General features: G+C 66.8%; 17 protein-coding genes. 14 read left to right on the top strand and 3 right to left on the bottom strand.

Annotated features, from left to right (window positions below):
- The 11 genes from ACWIQA_RS03575 to ACWIQA_RS03525 form a co-directional block, all read left to right on the top strand.
- Positions 1–810 (top strand): iron-containing alcohol dehydrogenase (locus tag ACWIQA_RS03575; RefSeq protein ID WP_448581691.1); only part of this gene is annotated, 810 nt, incomplete at its 5' end.
- The gene (locus tag ACWIQA_RS03570) at positions 807–1,265 is read left to right on the top strand and encodes an acyl-CoA thioesterase (RefSeq protein WP_448581690.1); all 459 of its coding nucleotides are present in this window, start codon (positions 807–809) and stop codon (positions 1,263–1,265) included. The genes ACWIQA_RS03575 and ACWIQA_RS03570, both read left to right, overlap by 4 nt.
- 10 nt (positions 1,266–1,275) lie before the next feature.
- Positions 1,276–2,820, top strand: coding sequence for a glutamine-hydrolyzing GMP synthase (guaA, locus tag ACWIQA_RS03565; RefSeq protein ID WP_448581689.1), 1,545 nt, complete (start codon positions 1,276–1,278; stop codon positions 2,818–2,820).
- Between the two features lie 179 nt (positions 2,821–2,999).
- A complete protein-coding gene (locus ACWIQA_RS03560; RefSeq protein ID WP_448581688.1) occupies positions 3,000–3,386 on the top strand; it encodes an arsenate reductase family protein in 387 nt (128 codons plus the stop codon).
- Positions 3,383–3,607, top strand: coding sequence for a hypothetical protein (locus ACWIQA_RS03555; protein ID WP_448581687.1), 225 nt, complete (start codon positions 3,383–3,385; stop codon positions 3,605–3,607). The genes ACWIQA_RS03560 and ACWIQA_RS03555 overlap by 4 nt, the downstream gene beginning before the upstream one ends.
- Before the next feature lie 32 nt (positions 3,608–3,639).
- Positions 3,640–4,512 (top strand): 3-methyl-2-oxobutanoate hydroxymethyltransferase, encoded by an 873-nt coding sequence (gene panB, locus ACWIQA_RS03550; RefSeq protein WP_448581686.1) that lies wholly within the window; start codon positions 3,640–3,642, stop codon positions 4,510–4,512.
- 94 nt (positions 4,513–4,606) lie between these two features.
- Positions 4,607–5,374: a tetratricopeptide repeat protein gene (locus tag ACWIQA_RS03545; protein WP_448581685.1), complete on the top strand. Its 768-nt coding sequence runs from the start codon at positions 4,607–4,609 to the stop codon at positions 5,372–5,374.
- The gene (locus tag ACWIQA_RS03540) at positions 5,374–6,726 is read left to right on the top strand and encodes an outer membrane protein assembly factor BamB family protein (RefSeq protein ID WP_448581684.1); all 1,353 of its coding nucleotides are present in this window, start codon (positions 5,374–5,376) and stop codon (positions 6,724–6,726) included. Before ACWIQA_RS03545 ends, ACWIQA_RS03540 begins: the two co-directional genes overlap by 1 nt.
- A 3-nt stretch (positions 6,727–6,729) precedes the next feature.
- On the top strand, positions 6,730–8,112 hold the full coding sequence (der, locus tag ACWIQA_RS03535; protein ID WP_448581683.1) for a ribosome biogenesis GTPase Der: 1,383 nt from the start codon (positions 6,730–6,732) through the stop codon (positions 8,110–8,112).
- Positions 8,109–9,605, top strand: a complete 1,497-nt coding sequence (locus ACWIQA_RS03530) for an AMP-binding protein (RefSeq protein WP_448581682.1) — start codon at positions 8,109–8,111, stop codon at positions 9,603–9,605. Before der ends, ACWIQA_RS03530 begins: the two co-directional genes overlap by 4 nt.
- Positions 9,602–10,861, top strand: coding sequence for a pyridoxal-dependent decarboxylase, exosortase A system-associated (locus tag ACWIQA_RS03525; protein WP_448581681.1), 1,260 nt, complete (start codon positions 9,602–9,604; stop codon positions 10,859–10,861). The genes ACWIQA_RS03530 and ACWIQA_RS03525 overlap by 4 nt, the downstream gene beginning before the upstream one ends.
- On the opposite strand, the gene ACWIQA_RS03520 is transcribed toward ACWIQA_RS03525, so the two are convergent.
- The 3 genes from ACWIQA_RS03520 to fmt form a co-directional block, all read right to left on the bottom strand.
- Positions 10,836–11,006, bottom strand: a complete 171-nt coding sequence (locus tag ACWIQA_RS03520; RefSeq protein WP_448581680.1) for a hypothetical protein — start codon at positions 11,004–11,006, stop codon at positions 10,836–10,838. The genes ACWIQA_RS03525 and ACWIQA_RS03520 overlap by 26 nt on opposite strands.
- Before the next feature lie 83 nt (positions 11,007–11,089).
- On the bottom strand, positions 11,090–11,890 hold the full coding sequence (truA, locus tag ACWIQA_RS03515; RefSeq protein WP_448581679.1) for a tRNA pseudouridine(38-40) synthase TruA: 801 nt from the start codon (positions 11,888–11,890) through the stop codon (positions 11,090–11,092).
- Positions 11,887–12,783: a methionyl-tRNA formyltransferase gene (gene fmt, locus ACWIQA_RS03510; protein ID WP_448581678.1), complete on the bottom strand. Its 897-nt coding sequence runs from the start codon at positions 12,781–12,783 to the stop codon at positions 11,887–11,889. Before fmt ends, truA begins: the two co-directional genes overlap by 4 nt.
- A 15-nt stretch (positions 12,784–12,798) precedes the next feature.
- On the opposite strand from fmt, the gene recR reads away from it, so the two are divergent.
- From recR to ACWIQA_RS03495, 3 genes are read left to right on the top strand one after another with little or no spacing between them, the layout of a single operon-like run.
- Entirely contained in the window at positions 12,799–13,404 is a 606-nt protein-coding gene (gene recR / locus ACWIQA_RS03505) for a recombination mediator RecR (RefSeq protein WP_448581677.1), read from the top strand.
- Between the two features lie 44 nt (positions 13,405–13,448).
- Positions 13,449–13,997 (top strand): peptide deformylase, encoded by a 549-nt coding sequence (gene def, locus ACWIQA_RS03500; RefSeq protein ID WP_448581676.1) that lies wholly within the window; start codon positions 13,449–13,451, stop codon positions 13,995–13,997.
- Positions 13,994–14,773: a polyphosphate kinase 2 family protein gene (locus tag ACWIQA_RS03495; protein ID WP_448581675.1), complete on the top strand. Its 780-nt coding sequence runs from the start codon at positions 13,994–13,996 to the stop codon at positions 14,771–14,773. The genes def and ACWIQA_RS03495 overlap by 4 nt, the downstream gene beginning before the upstream one ends.
- The last annotated feature ends 23 nt before the right edge of the window (positions 14,774–14,796 follow it).

Genomic DNA, 14,796 nt, shown 5'->3' with positions numbered 1-14,796 from the left:
CCGCTCGAGGGGGCCTGGGGGGTCGACCAGGCGCGGGGGCCGAGGCTCCCGCTCGTGCTCGTGCCCACCACCGCCGGCACGGGCTCGGAAGCGACGGGAATCGCCATCATGACGGTGGGGGCGACCGAGAAGCGCGGCGTGGTCTCGCCCCATCTCTTGGCCGATGTGGCCTTGCTTGATGCAGAGCTCACACTGGGCCTGCCGCGCCACGTGACCGCGGCGACCGGGATCGATGCCATGGTGCATGCGGTCGAGGCCTTCACGTCCGCCCGGCGCAAGAACCCCATCTCCGACGCGCTGGCGAAGGAGGCGCTTCGCCTGCTTGCTACCAACCTGCTCCGTGCCTGCGACACACCCCATGATGGCAAGGCCCGGGCTGCCATGCTCCTTGGCAGTCATCTGGCCGGCGTTGCCTTCGCGAACGCGCCGGTCGGCGGAGTCCATGCTTTGGCCTACCCGCTAGGCGGCCATTTCCATGTGCCGCATGGCCACGCCAATGCACTCATGCTGGCCCCGGTCCTCGGCCACAACCTGGTCGCCGCTGCCCCGCTCTACGCCGAGCTCCTCGATTGCGTGGCGCCCGGCCATGGCGCAGCCGGCACGATGCAACGGGCGCGGGCCTTAATCGACGCGCTTGGCGAGCTGTGCCGAGGGACAGGCCTTGCGCTCAGCTTGCGGGAGGTGGGCGTGACCGCGGCCGACGTGCCTCTGCTTGCGGCCGAAAGCCAGAAGCAGCAGCGGCTCCTCATCAACAACCCGGTGCCCATCGGCGAGGCCGAGGCGCAGCGCCTCTACGACTCCGCCCTGTGAGCGCCCGCGCCCCGCTGAGACCCCGGCGCCACTACCGGGCCTGGCGCACGATCCCGACACGCTGGATGGACAATGACGCCTACGGCCATGTGAACAATGTCGTCTATTACAGCTGGTTCGACACGGCAGTGAACGCCTGGCTGGTCGAGGCCGGGCTGCTCGACATCCAGCACGGCCCGATCGTCGGCCTCGTTGTCGAAACCGGCTGCCGCTATGCGGCAAGCCTCGCCTTTCCCGAGCCGGTCGAAGCCGGCCTCACAGTTGCAAGGGTCGGTCGCTCGTCGGTCACCTGGCATGTCGGAATTTTTGCCGCTGGCAAGCCGCAAGCAGCTGCAGAAGGCCATTTCGTCCATGTCTATGTCGAGCGGCAGTCCCGCCGGCCCATATCCCTGCCCGAGGCCTGGCGCACAGCACTTGCCCCGCTCACCCTTCCGCTGCCCCAGCCGGACGGGTAAGCGCCACACGATGGACTCAATCCTCATCGTCGATTTCGGCAGCCAGCTCACCCAGCTCATCGCCCGACGCGTTCGCGAAGCGCAAGTCTATTGCGAAGTCGTACCCTACCAGAAGGCTGCCGAGGGTCTTGCCAAGCTGGGGCCCCGGGGCGTCATCCTCTCCGGAGGCCCGGCAAGCGTGACTGAGGCCAAGGCGCCCACGCTTCCCCCTGCCATCCTTGCCGCCGGCCTGCCTGTGCTTGGCATCTGCTATGGCCAGCAGGCGCTTGTTGCGGCCCTCGGCGGCCGGGTGGAGCAAGGCCATGTGCGGGAGTTCGGCCGCGCCCATGTGGAAGTTCTGGCTTCCTCGCCCCTGATCGAAGGGGTGTGGAAGCCCGGCAGCCGCCACCAAGTGTGGATGAGCCATGGTGACCGGGTCGTCCGCCTGCCGGAGGGCTTCCATGTGGTCGCCGCGTCCGAAGGCGCCCCCTTTGCTCTTATTGCAGACGAGACGCGGCGGATCTGGGCTACCCAGTTCCACCCGGAAGTGGTCCACACACCTGATGGCGCCAAGCTCATCGCCCGCTTCGTCCATGCCATCTGTGGCGCTGCCGGCAACTGGACCATGGATGGGTTCCGCGCGACGAAGCTGGCGGAAATCCGCGCTATGGTCGGGTCTGGCCGCGTCCTGTGCGGGCTTTCGGGTGGAGTCGATTCTGCAGTCGCTGCCGTCCTCATTCACGAGGCGATCGGCAGCCAGCTCAGCTGCGTCTTCGTCGACCATGGCCTGATGCGCAAAGGCGAGGCCGCCGAAGTGATCGGCCTGTTCCGCGACCATTACAATATTCCCCTCATTGCCGTTGACGCGCAAGACCAGTTCCTTTCGGCACTGGCTGGCATGAGCGATCCTGAAGCCAAGAGGAAGGCGATTGGCGCTACTTTCATTGCCATCTTTGAGGCGGAGGCTGCGAAGCTCGGTGGCGCGGACTTCCTCGCCCAGGGAACCCTCTACCCCGATGTCATCGAAAGCGTCTCTTTCACGGGCGGGCCGTCGGTCACCATCAAGTCCCACCACAATGTCGGCGGCTTGCCTGAGCGCATGCAGCTGAAGCTGGTCGAGCCATTGCGCGAACTGTTCAAGGACGAGGTGCGTGCGCTCGGCCGCGCGCTCGGGCTGCCGGAGGCCTTTGTCAGCCGCCACCCCTTCCCGGGGCCTGGCCTTGCCATCCGCATTCCAGGCGAAGTCACTCGCGCTGACTGTGATCTCCTGCGCGAGGCGGATGCCATCTTCATCGAGGAGATCCGTAACGCTGGTCTCTATGACGCGATCTGGCAGGCCTTTGCCGTGCTGCTTCCGGTCAGAAGCGTCGGGGTAATGGGGGACGGGCGCACTTATGATCGTGTGGTGGCGCTGCGCGCTGTCACTTCGGTCGATGGCATGACTGCAGACTGGTATCATTTCGAACCCGCCTTTCTGTCGGCGGTTGCAACCCGGATCGTGAACGAGGTTCGTGGCATCAACCGTGTCGTCTATGACGTCACATCGAAGCCCCCGGGGACGATCGAGTGGGAGTGACCGAAACCGGACGGAGCCTTTCGCCGGGTGATGGTGGCGGGTGGCGCAAGCCGAACCTGGTGGCTGCCATGCGCTGGCCCTGGCACGGCCCCGCGTGGCGGTTGCAAGCGGATGTTGGACTTGACGTTCAATGCCGCAGAGCAGATGGCACCTCGGAAGAGCCGGCATGTGAGGCAGGCATGATCGTCGTCCACCACAATCCGAACTGCGGCACCTCGCGCAATGTGCTCGCCATCATCCGTGCATCGGGCACGGAGCCGGTCATCATCGACTATCTCCGTGAGGGCTGGACGCGGCCGCAGCTGCTCGGCTTGTTTGCTGCTGCTGGACTGACGCCGCGCGCAGCGCTCAGAGCCAATGTTCCCGAAGCGGAAGGTCTTGACAATGCTGATGACGAGGGGCTTCTAGCGGCGATGGTCGCGCACCCGATCCTCGTGAACCGCCCCATCGTCTGCTCGCCCAGGGGGGTGAGATTGTGCCGGCCCTCGGAGGCTGTGCTGCCTCTTCTTGCTTGCCCGCCGCCGGCGGATTTCCGCAAGGAAGACGGGAGCCCGCTTGCCGCATGATCCGCGTTCTGCTCCTTGCCGCCGTCGCCCCCCTTCTTGCCGGCTGCCTGGTCGGCAAGGCTGCAACAGGCGCCGTCAAGATGACGGGAAAGGCGGTTGGCACCGTGGTCGAGACGGGCTGGGATGCAGTGACGACGACTCCACAGGAAGCCGAGGAGGACCGGGCGAAGGAAGCTGATCGCGCGCGCCGGCGGCAGGAGGGCGAGGCGCGCCCCGATTGACCCTTCGCCTCCAGCGGCTGCAAGGGGCTTCCATGTCCACCACCTACACCCTCGACACGGCAACTTCGCGCGCGCACCCCTTGCCAGAGCCGGTGCGGCGGCTGACGGTGCCAGCGATCGCCGCCCGCAAGGCCAATGGAGTCACGGCCGAGCCGATCGTCATGCTGACGGCCTACAGCGCGCGCATGGCCCAGCTGCTCGACCCGCATTGCGACATGCTGCTCGTCGGCGACAGCCTCGGCCAGGTCATCTACGGCCTTGATTCGACGGTCAAGGTTACGATTGAAATGATGATTGCGCATGGCGCTGCGGTGGTGCGCGGCAGCTATCGCGCGGTCGTTGTCGTCGATCTTCCTTTCGGCACTTACGAGGCGTCACCAGAGCAGGCGTTTGCAACTGCAGCACGAGTTTTGCGCGAAACCGGCGCTGCTGCCGTCAAGATGGAAGGCGGTGAAGTGCTCAGCCCAACGGTTGCGTTTTTGGTCCAGCGCGGCATCCCGGTTGTCGGTCATGTCGGTCTCACGCCGCAGGCGGTGAACGCGCTTGGCGGCTATGGCGCCCGCGGACGAAGCGAAGCGGAAGCAGCAAAGATCCTCGGCGATGCACGCGCGATCGCGGCAGCCGGTGCGTTTGCACTCGTCGTCGAAGGCGTGGTTGAGCCGCTGGCGCGCACCATCACGCAGGCCGTTTCCTGCCCGGTCATTGGCATTGGCGCGTCTGCTGTCTGCGACGGGCAGGTGCTCGTTATCGACGACATGCTCGGCATGTTCGAGCGCGTGCCTCGCTTCGTGCGCCGGTTCGACGACTTTTCCGGCCGGATCGCGGATGCCGCTCGCCGCTATGCAGCAGCGGTGCGCGACCGCAGCTTCCCTGCCGATGCGGAAGTCTATCAGCCGAAGCCTTGATCGCCCAACGCTCGGCGATGCCCGGCAAGCCGGATTGCGCTTTGCTGGCACCGCGGGCTAGGAGATTTCCGCGACCGCTTCAGGGAAGAGAGTTTTGGCCCAACCGCCACTGCCGCCCGCGGCCCGTGCAGACGAAGCCTTCCTGCGCGAGGTTGACGAGGAATATCGCCGCGATGCTGTCCAGACGTTCCTCAAGGAATGGGGCCGCTGGATTCTGCTTGCCGTGGGTGCCGGCCTGCTTGCGTTTGCCGGCTTCCTGTTCTGGCGCGAGCAGACGGAGAAGACCCGCGAGGCACACAGCGAGAAGCTCTTCCTCGCAGTGCGGGCGATCGAGGCCGGGGAGAGCGCCCAGGCGGATGCGCCGCTTGCTGAAGTGCGCGCGGCCGGAACTGCGGGCCAACGTGCCATGGCTTCCCTCATCGAGGCAGCGCTTCTGACCAACCGGGGTGATAGAAAGGCCGCCCAGCGTCTCCTCGATGCCGTGGCAGCAGACCCTGATGTGGCAGCGCCATTTCGGGATCTTGCTGCGATCCAGGCGCTCCGGTTGCAAGCCGATTCGCTTGCCCCTGAGGCCATCATCGCCCGGGCCCGCCCCTTCCTCGAAGGCGACAGCCCCTGGTTCCCGGCAGTTGCCGAGCTTGCCGCCATCGCCCATTTGCGCGCTGGCCGCGAGGCGGATGCAGCAGCCCTTTTCCTGCGGCTTGCGCGAACAGCTGAGGCGCCGGAAACCCAGCGCGACCGCGCCGAGCAAATGGCAGCCATGCTGGGGCAGGACACAAGCGCCCAGACGGAGAGTCGTCTGCCACAAGTTGCAAGCCTGCCCCCTGCCGAGGCTGCCAAGCCGTCTGGGGCTTCTGACTGATGATGTGTCGCCGGGCCGGCTGGCCCATCGTCTTCCTGCTTGCCTCGCTTGCGCTTGCCGGCTGCAACCGCGGCGAGCGCAGCGGCCTGTTCCGGAGAGCACCGCCCGCCAGCCAGACCCTGGGTGAGCGCATTTCCGTTCTCGACTTTGAGCGCGCGGTCGAAGCCGAAGCCGAGCTTCGCGATCTTGAGGTCGTGCTGCCACCAGCAGTGGTCAACCCGGCCTGGACCCAGGCCGGTGGCTCGGCGGCCAAGAACATGGGCCGCTTGGCACTTGGCCCAGGCACTGAGCCGCTGTTTAGGGTCTCGATCGGTCGCGGCTCTGATCCCACGCGACGTCTGAACGCCACTCCTGTCATCCTTGCCAACCGGATGGTGACGATCGACACGGATGGCCTGGTCAGGGCCTTTGCCGCCGACACTGGCGCCCGGCTGTGGGAGGCGCGTCTGGTCCCGGCACGCCGCCAAGCGAGCAGGCCAGCTTTTGGCGGTGGAGTGAGCCTCGACGGTGACCGGGTTTTTGCTGCGACCGGAACGGGGGATGCCGTTGCGCTCGATGCAGCGACTGGGTCCGAGCTCTGGCGGGTCCGGATCGGAGTGCCTTTGCGCGGTGCACCGACCGTTGCGGACGGACGGGTGCTCGTGATGACCCAGGACAACCGGCTGACGGCGCTTTCGGCCGCCACGGGCGAGCAGCTCTGGCAAGTGACGGCCACGCTCGAGCCGGCGGCCATCCTCGGCCCGGGAGCGCCTGCTGTTGAGCTTGGTACAGTGGTTGCGGGCTTCGCCTCTGGTGAGCTGTTCGCGCTTCGAGTCGAAAATGGCCGCACCGTCTGGCAAGACCAGCTGGCCCGCACCGGCCGCACCACGGCGCTCGGCGCCCTCTCAGCAATCGTTGCCTCACCGGTCATCGATCGCGGTCGAGTCTTTGCCATCGGCCATGGCGGGCGCATGGTCGCCATCGAGCTTGCGACCGGCCAGCGGGTCTGGGAGCGGAGCTTTGCAGGTGTCTCAACGCCTGCTGTTGCAGGCGCATTCCTGTTTGTTGTTACAACCGACGCGCAGGTCGTCGCGCTCACGCGCGGCGACGGCAAGATCCGCTGGGTCACCCAGCTCGACCGCTATGCCAGGCCGAAGAAACGCAGCGGCGCCATCGAATGGGCTGGCCCAGTGCTCGCCGGAGACCGGCTCATCCTGGTCTCGTCACACGGTCGCCTTGTAGAGCTCGACCCGGGCGACGGCAGGAAGCTTGGCGAGCGCAAGCTCGGCGCGCCGGCCTTCCTGCCGCCCGTCGTTGCCAACATGGTCCTCTACATCCTGACCGACGACGGCATCGTCCGCGCCTTCCGCTAGGCCATGGACGCTGCGCAAGAGGGGGGAACTGCGGCCGGCCGCCCCCCGCCGAAGGTCGTGCTCCTCGGCCGGCCAAATGTCGGCAAGTCCACGCTTTTCAACCGTCTGGTCGGCAAGCGTCTTGCCCTCGTCGACGACCGGCCCGGCGTCACTCGCGACAGACGCGAGGGCGAAGCGAAGCTGTTTGACCTTGCTTTCACGGTTATCGACACCGCCGGTCTGGAGGAAGCCGAAGTCGAAAGTCTCGAAGGGCGCATGCGCGCCCAGTCTGCTGCTGCGCTCGCCCAAGCCAGTGTCGCCATATTCGTGGTCGACGCACGCGCCGGAGTGACCGAAGGCGACCGCCATTTCGCCCGCTGGCTTCGCACCGAGGCGCGGGTTCCTGTCATCCTCGTTGCCAACAAGGCCGAGGGTCGCGTGGCCGAGGCCGGCCTTGCTGACGCCTTTTCTCTTGGCCTTGGGGAACCCGTTGCCTTGTCGGCCGCGCATGGCGAGGGCCTCGCCGACCTGTTTGCAGCCCTTGCCCCGCATCTGCCGGCACCCGATTTCGGAACGGAAAGAGCATCCGGCACAGGGGAGGCACCTCTCCAGCTTGCCATCGTCGGCCGGCCCAATGCCGGCAAGTCCACCCTCATCAACCGGCTGCTCGGGGAGGAGCGGCTGCTGACGGGCCCGGAGGCTGGGATTACTCGGGATTCGATCCGGATCCCCTGGTCGTTTGAGGGGCGGGCGCTGCACCTCATCGACACGGCCGGCCAGCGCCGGCGCGCCAAGGTCGATGACAGGCTGGAACGGCTCGCCTTGCAAGACGCCGACCGCGCCGTCGATTTCGCCGAAGTGGTGGTCCTGCTGCTCGATGCGACACGCGGGCTCGAGGCGCAGGATCTCCGTATCGCCGACCGCGTGCTTGCGGAAGGCCGGGCGCTCGTCGTCGCGCTCAACAAATGGGATGTGGCCGAAGACCAGAGCCGCCTGTTCAATGGCGTGAAGGCGGCACTTGCAGAGGGGCTTGCCCAAGTGAAGGGCGTGCCCCTGCTTGCGGTTTCTGGGCGGACTGGCAAGGGGCTTGATGCGCTGGTGCGCGCTGCCTTTGCAGCGCGCGAGCGCTGGAGCCGCAGGATTCCAACGGGCCAGCTCAACCGCTGGTTCGAGACTGCAATCGCCCGCAACCCGCCGCCTGCACCTCAAGGCAAGCGGATCCGCCTGCGCTTTATCACCCAGGCCCGCACTCGACCGCCGACCTTCATTCTCTTCGGCACGCGGCTCGATGCCCTGCCCAAGAGCTACGAGCGCTATCTCGTCAACACGCTTCGCAGTGATCTCGACCTCGATGGCGTGCCCATCAGGCTTAGCTTGCGCAGCGCCCGGAACCCGTTCGACTCGTGACGGCAAGAGAACCCGCCCGGCTGGACCAGCTGCTCGGCCAGGCCGACCCGGCCGCGCCTGCGCTCCTGTTCCGCCAGGGCGCGATCACGCATGGTGAGCTCCAATCTCTGGTGGACCGGGTTGCGGCCGGGCTTGCTGCCCAGATTGCGCCCGGCGACCGGGTGGCCGTCTTCCTGCCGAAACTTCCGGAGGCCGTCGTTGCCCTGTTCGCCATCAGTCGGGCCGGCGGCGTGGCAGTCCCGGTCAATCCGCTGCTGAAGGGCCCGCAGGTCGCCCACATTCTTGCCGATGCGGAGGCACGCTTGCTCCTGACCCATGCGCCGCGCGCTGCCCTGCTTGCAGCGCCGCCCTGCCCAGTCCTCACTCTCGAGGACGACTGGCCAGGGCTTGCGGCAGCAGCAGCGGCGCTCCCCGACCCGCCGGGCGGCGATTGCCTTGCCATGCTCTTCTACACCTCCGGGTCAACTGGCCGGCCCAAGGGTGTGATGGTGACCCACCGCAATCTTCTTGTCGGTGCAGCTAGTGTTGCCTCCTACCTGGGCACGGCGGCGCAGGATCGCGTGCTCGCCGTCCTTCCCTTCTCGTTCGATTTCGGCTTCTCGCAGCTGACGACGGCGTTCCACGCTGGGGCTGCAGTCATCCTGCTCGATTACCTTACCCCGCGCGACGTGGTGGCAGCTGCAGTGCGCCACGGGGCGACCCAGCTTGCCGCCGTTCCACCGCTTTGGATGCAGCTCGCCGAACTTGATTGGCCCAAGACTCGCCTCTCCACCCTTTCCGCGAGCGGCGGGCGGATGCCAGAGCCGACGGTGCGCGCGCTGCGGCGGCGCTTCCCTGACGCCCGGCTCCATCTCATGTATGGGCTGACGGAAGCGTTCCGCTCGACGACCCTTCCACCCGAGCTGGTCGATACGCATCCATGGAGTATCGGTCGCGCCATCCCCGGTGCGGAAGTGCTGGTCGTGCGGCCCGACGGCAGCCTGACAAAAGATGGCGAACCGGGCGAGCTGGTCCATTGCGGGCCCTTGGTCACCAAAGGCTATTGGCGCGACTGTGAGCGCACGGCGCAGCGCTTTCGCCCTGCGCCGCCGGCTTCGCACTTCGGGGGCACTGCCGTCTGGTCTGGCGATACAGTGGTGCGCGAGGCTGACGGGCTGCTGCGCTTCATCGGCCGCAAGGATGAGACCATCAAGACCATGGGCATGCGCGTGTCGCCGACCGAAATCGAGGAGGTGGCGATTGCAAGCGGTGCCGTTTCCGCCGCCGTTGCACTCGGCGTTCCAGATCCAGCTGCTGGCATGCGGATCCGCCTGGTTGCTGTCCTGGCTGCGGGCCTTTCGGAAGCGGACGCAAGGGCCCGGCTTGCAACCCAGTTCCGGCGCGAGGCCCCGAGCCACTTCATGCCGTCTGACATCTGCTTTCTTGCCAGCCTGCCGCTTTCGCCCAATGGCAAGATCGACCGTGTGAGGCTGCGCCAGGATTATGGCGGATGAGTGATCCTGATTCGCGCATGCCTAGCGGCTTTGCGCGCGACCAGGACGGCCGGTTGCTCATCGCCGGCCGCCCAGCCGAAGCCTGGGCCGAGGATGCTGGAGACACGCCCCTATTCGTCTACGACATGGGCCTTGTGCGCGCCCGGATCGCAGCAGTCCGGGCTGCCATGCCCCCCGCTTTGCGCATCCACTATGCTGTCAAGGCCAATCCCATGCCCGAGCTGCTGCGCGCCCTTGCGCCGCTTGTCGACGGCTTCGATGTGGCCTCTGCAGGCGAGCTTGCGCGCGCGACCGCAGCTGGAATGGCAGCGCACGCCATCAGCTTCGCTGGTCCTGGCAAGCGTGACCGCGAGCTTGTCGCGGCCATCGGCTGCGGCGCAGTTCTCTCCCTCGAGTCGGCCGGCGAGGCTGCCCGCGCTCATGCGATCGCCGCGCGTCTCGGGCGCCAGGCGACGGTTCTGCTGCGGATCAATCCGCCCTTTGAACTGCGCGGCGCTGGCATGCGCATGGGGGGCGGCGCCCGCCCGTTTGGAGTCGATGCCGCCGATGCCCCAGCGGTGCTCGAATATCTTGCTGACCCCGTCTTCGATTTCATGGGGTTCCATGTTTTTGCCGGCTCGCAGAATCTCGATGCAGAAGCGATCGCCGAAGCCCAGGCCGCAACGCTTGATCTTGTGGCGGGGCTTGCTGCAGCCGCCCCGGCTCCAGTTCGGCTTGTCAACCTCGGCGGCGGCCTTGGCGTGCCCTATTTCCCGGCTGACCGTCCGCTCGATCTGGAAGCCGTCGGCACCGCGCTTTCGCAAAGGCTCGCAGCTCGCCCCGCCATCCTTGGCAAGAGCGCCTTCGCGCTTGAACTGGGTCGCTACCTTGTGGCCGAGGCGGGAGTCTATCTGACCAGGGTCATCGACCGGAAGCACTCAGCGGGGAAGCTGTTCCTCGTGACTGACGGCGGTCTCCACCACCAGCTTGCTGCCAGCGGCAATTTCGGCACCGTGATCCGTCGCAACTATCCGCTGGTCAATGCCTTGCGCAGCCATGGCCCCTTCGAGACGGCCAATGTCGTCGGCTGCCTGTGCACGCCGCTCGATCGGCTGGCCGACGCGGTGACCCTCCCCGAGACGGCTGTCGGCGACCTCCTCGCCCTGTTCATGGCCGGTGCCTATGGCCGCACCGCGAGTCCGGAAGCGTTTCTCGGCCATCCGCCGCCGGCAGAAATCCTTGCCGACCCGCTCAAGGGTTCAGGAACCGATCCCTGACCGAACCATCGACAGGAGGAGTGAGCGTATCGCGCGGCGGCAGCAGGATCTTGGCAGTGAGCGCGCCTGCTGCGATCCCAAGGGCAAGCCCGATCAGCCACACCAGAAGGGCGCTGCGGCTGCCAGGGCCTTTCTCATCGCGCATCATGCCGTTCCCTGCGCTCCGCTTACCGCCACCAGTCCCCACTCACCAGCAAAAAACGTGCCAATTTCGGCTGGTCCCAAGAATCAAAGGCTTCCGACTTTTGGCCGGTTATCAACTGTAAACTTTCCCGACACATTGCTGTAGTGCGCTGCGGCAAAATATAGCCCATCGGGCGGGGCGTTGAGCGCCAGTGCGGTGCGATCGCGCGCGGCCAGGGCTTCGCCCACGCGTGCCACCGGCCATCGGCCGAGTCCGACCAGCACCAGTGCGCCCACCATCGAGCGGACCTGGTGGTGAAGGAAGGAGCGCGCTTCGGCCACGATTGTGATTCGCTCAGGGTCGACTTCAAGCAGGTCCAACCGGTCCAAAGTCTTGACGGGCGAGGCCGCCTGGCAGTGGACCGAGCGGAAGGTCGTGAAATCGTGCCGGCCAAGGAGGTGGCGGGCTGCAGCGCGCATCGCTTCAAGCTCAAGCCGCCGTGGTACGCGCCAGGCCCGGCCAGCCTCGAGCGTGAGTGGCGCCCTGCGCATGACCAGCCGGTAGCAATAGGCCCGCCCAGTGCAGGAGAAGCGGGCGTGGAAATCTGCTGGCGCCTCGACGCAGTCGAGGACGGCGATCGGCGCTGTGGCTGCGCGCAGCCGTGCGTTCAGCGCCTCCATCAGCCGGAACGCCGAAATCGGCCGCGCCACATCGACATGGGCTGGCATCGCAAGGGCGTGGACTCCGGCATCGGTGCGCCCGGCGGCGTGAAACCTCTGCCTTTCCCCAGTTACGGCATGAAGGGCGACCTCCAGCGCTTCCTGCACCGACGGGCCGTGGGCCTGGCGCTGCCAGCCCATGAAGCCACGGCCGTCCCACTCAAGCGTCAGGCGAAAGCGGGTCATGCCAGCCGCGCTCCAGCACCCAGGCGGGCTCCGCGCAGCCAGGCATCGCCTGCCATGGCGGGGCGGCCGGCCGGCTGGACGGCAAGAAGCCGGAGCGCACCGGTGCCGCATTGCACCACGCCATCGCCTGCAAGCAGACCTGGTGCTCCTGTCCCCTCGCCGGCCAGTTCAGCGGCGAGCAGCTTGATCCGCCGGTCGCCAGCCAGAAACCAGGCGCCCGGCGCAGGCTGCATTGCCCGGACCAGCCGCTCGATGGCAACGGCCGGCAGCCGCCAGTCGATCCGGGCTTCCGCCTTGGCGATCTTGGGAGCCCATGTGGCAAGCGCATCGTCTTGCGGCGTTGCCACCAGGGCCTCGGGCGCTGCCAGCGCCTGGACTATCAACCGCGCGCCGATTGCTGCAAGTTCGGCGGCAAGTGCGCCTGCAGTCTTGCTATCGATGGCCGTCGATTGCTTCAGAAGCATGGGGCCGGTGTCGAGGCCGGGCTCCATGCGCATGATGGTCACACCCGTCTCGGTATCGCCAGCAAGAATTGCGCGCTGGATCGGGGCTGCTCCGCGCCAGCGCGGCAGCAGCGAGGCATGGATGTTGAAGCAGCCCAGCCGTGGTACGGCGAGGATGGTGTGCGGCAGGATGAGCCCATAGGCCGCCACCACTGCGGCATCGAGCGCAAGGGCTTGAAACTCTTCTTCTGCTCCGCGCAGGCGCGCTGGCGTGTGGAGGCTGAGCCCCAGCTTCTCGGCGCGGCGCTGCACTGGGGAGGGGGTGAGCCGACCGCGATCGGCCGGCCGCGGCGGTTGGGTATAGACAGCTGCAATCTCGTGCCCGGCTTCCACCAGGGCATCGAGTGCCGGCACGGCGAATTCGGGGGTTCCCATGAAGGCGAGGCGCATGGCAGGGCCCTAGCAATGGCCACGCCGCACGCAACCGGAGCTGACGAACTTGAGATCGCCCAGGCAATGCTGGCGCGGCTTCCGGGCCTTGGCCCCCGCTCGGCCCGCCGCGCCCTCCTTCATCTCCTGAAACATCGCGAGCGGTTGCTCACCCCGCTCGTGGACGCGCTCGCTCGGGTTGCGGCAGCGCTTGGCGAATGCCCTGAATGCGGCAATCTCGATGTCGTCTCGCCCTGCCGGATCTGCACCGATCCCCGGCGTGACCCGACGTTGCTGTGCGTGGTTGCCGATGTGGCCGATGTCTGGGCGCTGGACCGGGCGCGGCTGTTTCCGGGCCGCTTCCATGTGCTCGGCGGGCTGTTGTCGGCGCTTGATGGTGTGGGGCCTGAGGATCTTTCGATCCCCCGCCTTCTCACCCGGCTCGACGGGGTGACCGAAGTGGTGCTCGCCATGAACGCGACCCTCGAGGGCCAGACCACCGCCCATCATGTCGCCGCGCGCCTCGCTGGCCTACCCGTCAAGGTGAGCCAGCTTGCGCATGGAGTGCCGGTCGGCGGTGAGCTCGACCATCTGGACGAAGGCACGCTCGCCCAGGCGCTCCGCCTCCGCCGCCCGCTTTGAGCCTTGGGCTTTTCACGTGGCCAGGCCTTGCCTAGATTGCAAGGATGGCCATTCGCCCCATTCTTGAAGTTCCCGATCCCCGGCTCCGGCGCATCTCGGCACCCGTTGCAGCCATGACAGACGAGATCCGCGCGCTTATCGCTGACATGTTTGAGACCATGTATGCCGCACCGGGCATCGGCCTTGCGGCAGCGCAAGTGGATGTGCCGCTCCGCCTTCTCGTCATGGACCTTGCCGATGGGCCGCCGGACGCGGAAGGGAAGGGCACGCCAAACCCGCGCGTTTTCATCAACCCCGAGCTTCTCGACCCGTCAGACGCGCGCTCGGTCTACAATGAGGGCTGCCTCTCGGTTCCTGACCAATATGCGGAAGTCGAGCGGCCGGCCATCATCCGTGCGCGCTGGCTGGATGAGCATTGGGTCGAGCATGACGAGGTGCTCGACGGTCTGCTTGCGACCTGCCTGCAGCACGAGATGGACCATTTGAATGGCATCCTCTTCATTGACCATCTCTCGCGCTTGAAGCGCGACATGCTCCTGAAGAAGCTCGCCAAGGCCCGTGCGGAGGCGCCAAGGAAGGCGCGCGCGGCGTGAGCCGGCTGGCCAGGCTCGCCCATCCCAAGGCTCCGGACGATTATGAGGCGAGGCTGAAGGCCCTTCAGCTTCGGCTCTACGCGCTCCAGACCGCCTGCCGCCGGGGCGGTCGCTCTGGTCTCATCCTGATCGAGGGCTGGGACGCAGCCGGCAAGGGCGGCCTCATCAAGCGGCTGACTGCCGAGCTTGACCCGCGCTTTTTCGAAGTGGTGCCAATCGCTGCGCCGAGCCCGCAGGAGAAGGCGGAGCACTGGCTCCAGCGCTTCTGGCGCTGGCTGCCGGCGACGGGCGAATGGACCATCTTCGACCGTACCTGGTATGGCCGAGTCTTGGTCGAGAGAGTCGAGGGTTTCGCTGCGGAAGACGCGTGGCGCCGCGCCTATGGCGAGATTGTCGAGACCGAGCGCATGCTTGCCGAGGCGGGTGTGGTTATCATCAAGCTCTTCCTCCACATCAGCCAGAAGGAACAGGACGCGCGTTTCCGCGAGCGGCTGATGGACCCTTGGAAGCGCTGGAAGATGGGCACGGAGGATTTCCGCAACCGCCGCAAGCGGGCAGCCTATGAAGTCGCCATCGAAGACATGCTTGAGGCGACGGATACGGCATTCGCCCCCTGGCATCTCGTCGGCGCCAACAGCAAGGCGCATGCCCGGATTGCTGGACTTGCCCATATCGCCGAGCGCCTGTCGGAAGGGCTCGATCTTTCACCGCCGCCATTGGCCCCGGAGCTCCGGGCGCTCGCCGAAGCGGAGCTCGGTCTGACGGAGCTGCCCTAGCCGACCGCCAGCACCGGGTTCAC

Source organism: Thermaurantiacus sp. (genome assembly GCF_053487655.1).
This window is presented reverse-complemented; position numbering and strand designations above follow the sequence as displayed.

What these genes read in the sequence shown, in the direction of transcription:
- guaA (WP_448581689.1), top strand. Translation starts at nt 1,276, where the DNA reads ATGGACTCAATCCTCATCGTCGATTTCGGCAGCCAGCTCACCCAGCTC.
- ACWIQA_RS03560 (WP_448581688.1), top strand. Translation starts at nt 3,000, where the DNA reads ATGATCGTCGTCCACCACAATCCGAACTGCGGCACCTCGCGCAATGTG.
- ACWIQA_RS03555 (WP_448581687.1), top strand. Translation starts at nt 3,383, where the DNA reads ATGATCCGCGTTCTGCTCCTTGCCGCCGTCGCCCCCCTTCTTGCCGGC.
- panB (WP_448581686.1), top strand. Translation starts at nt 3,640, where the DNA reads ATGTCCACCACCTACACCCTCGACACGGCAACTTCGCGCGCGCACCCC.
- ACWIQA_RS03540 (WP_448581684.1), top strand. Translation starts at nt 5,374, where the DNA reads ATGATGTGTCGCCGGGCCGGCTGGCCCATCGTCTTCCTGCTTGCCTCG.
- der (WP_448581683.1), top strand. Translation starts at nt 6,730, where the DNA reads ATGGACGCTGCGCAAGAGGGGGGAACTGCGGCCGGCCGCCCCCCGCCG.
- ACWIQA_RS03525 (WP_448581681.1), top strand. Translation starts at nt 9,602, where the DNA reads ATGAGTGATCCTGATTCGCGCATGCCTAGCGGCTTTGCGCGCGACCAG.
- ACWIQA_RS03520 (WP_448581680.1), bottom strand. Translation starts at nt 11,006, where the DNA reads ATGCGCGATGAGAAAGGCCCTGGCAGCCGCAGCGCCCTTCTGGTGTGG.
- truA (WP_448581679.1), bottom strand. Translation starts at nt 11,890, where the DNA reads ATGACCCGCTTTCGCCTGACGCTTGAGTGGGACGGCCGTGGCTTCATG.
- fmt (WP_448581678.1), bottom strand. Translation starts at nt 12,783, where the DNA reads ATGCGCCTCGCCTTCATGGGAACCCCCGAATTCGCCGTGCCGGCACTC.
- recR (WP_448581677.1), top strand. Translation starts at nt 12,799, where the DNA reads ATGGCCACGCCGCACGCAACCGGAGCTGACGAACTTGAGATCGCCCAG.
- def (WP_448581676.1), top strand. Translation starts at nt 13,449, where the DNA reads ATGGCCATTCGCCCCATTCTTGAAGTTCCCGATCCCCGGCTCCGGCGC.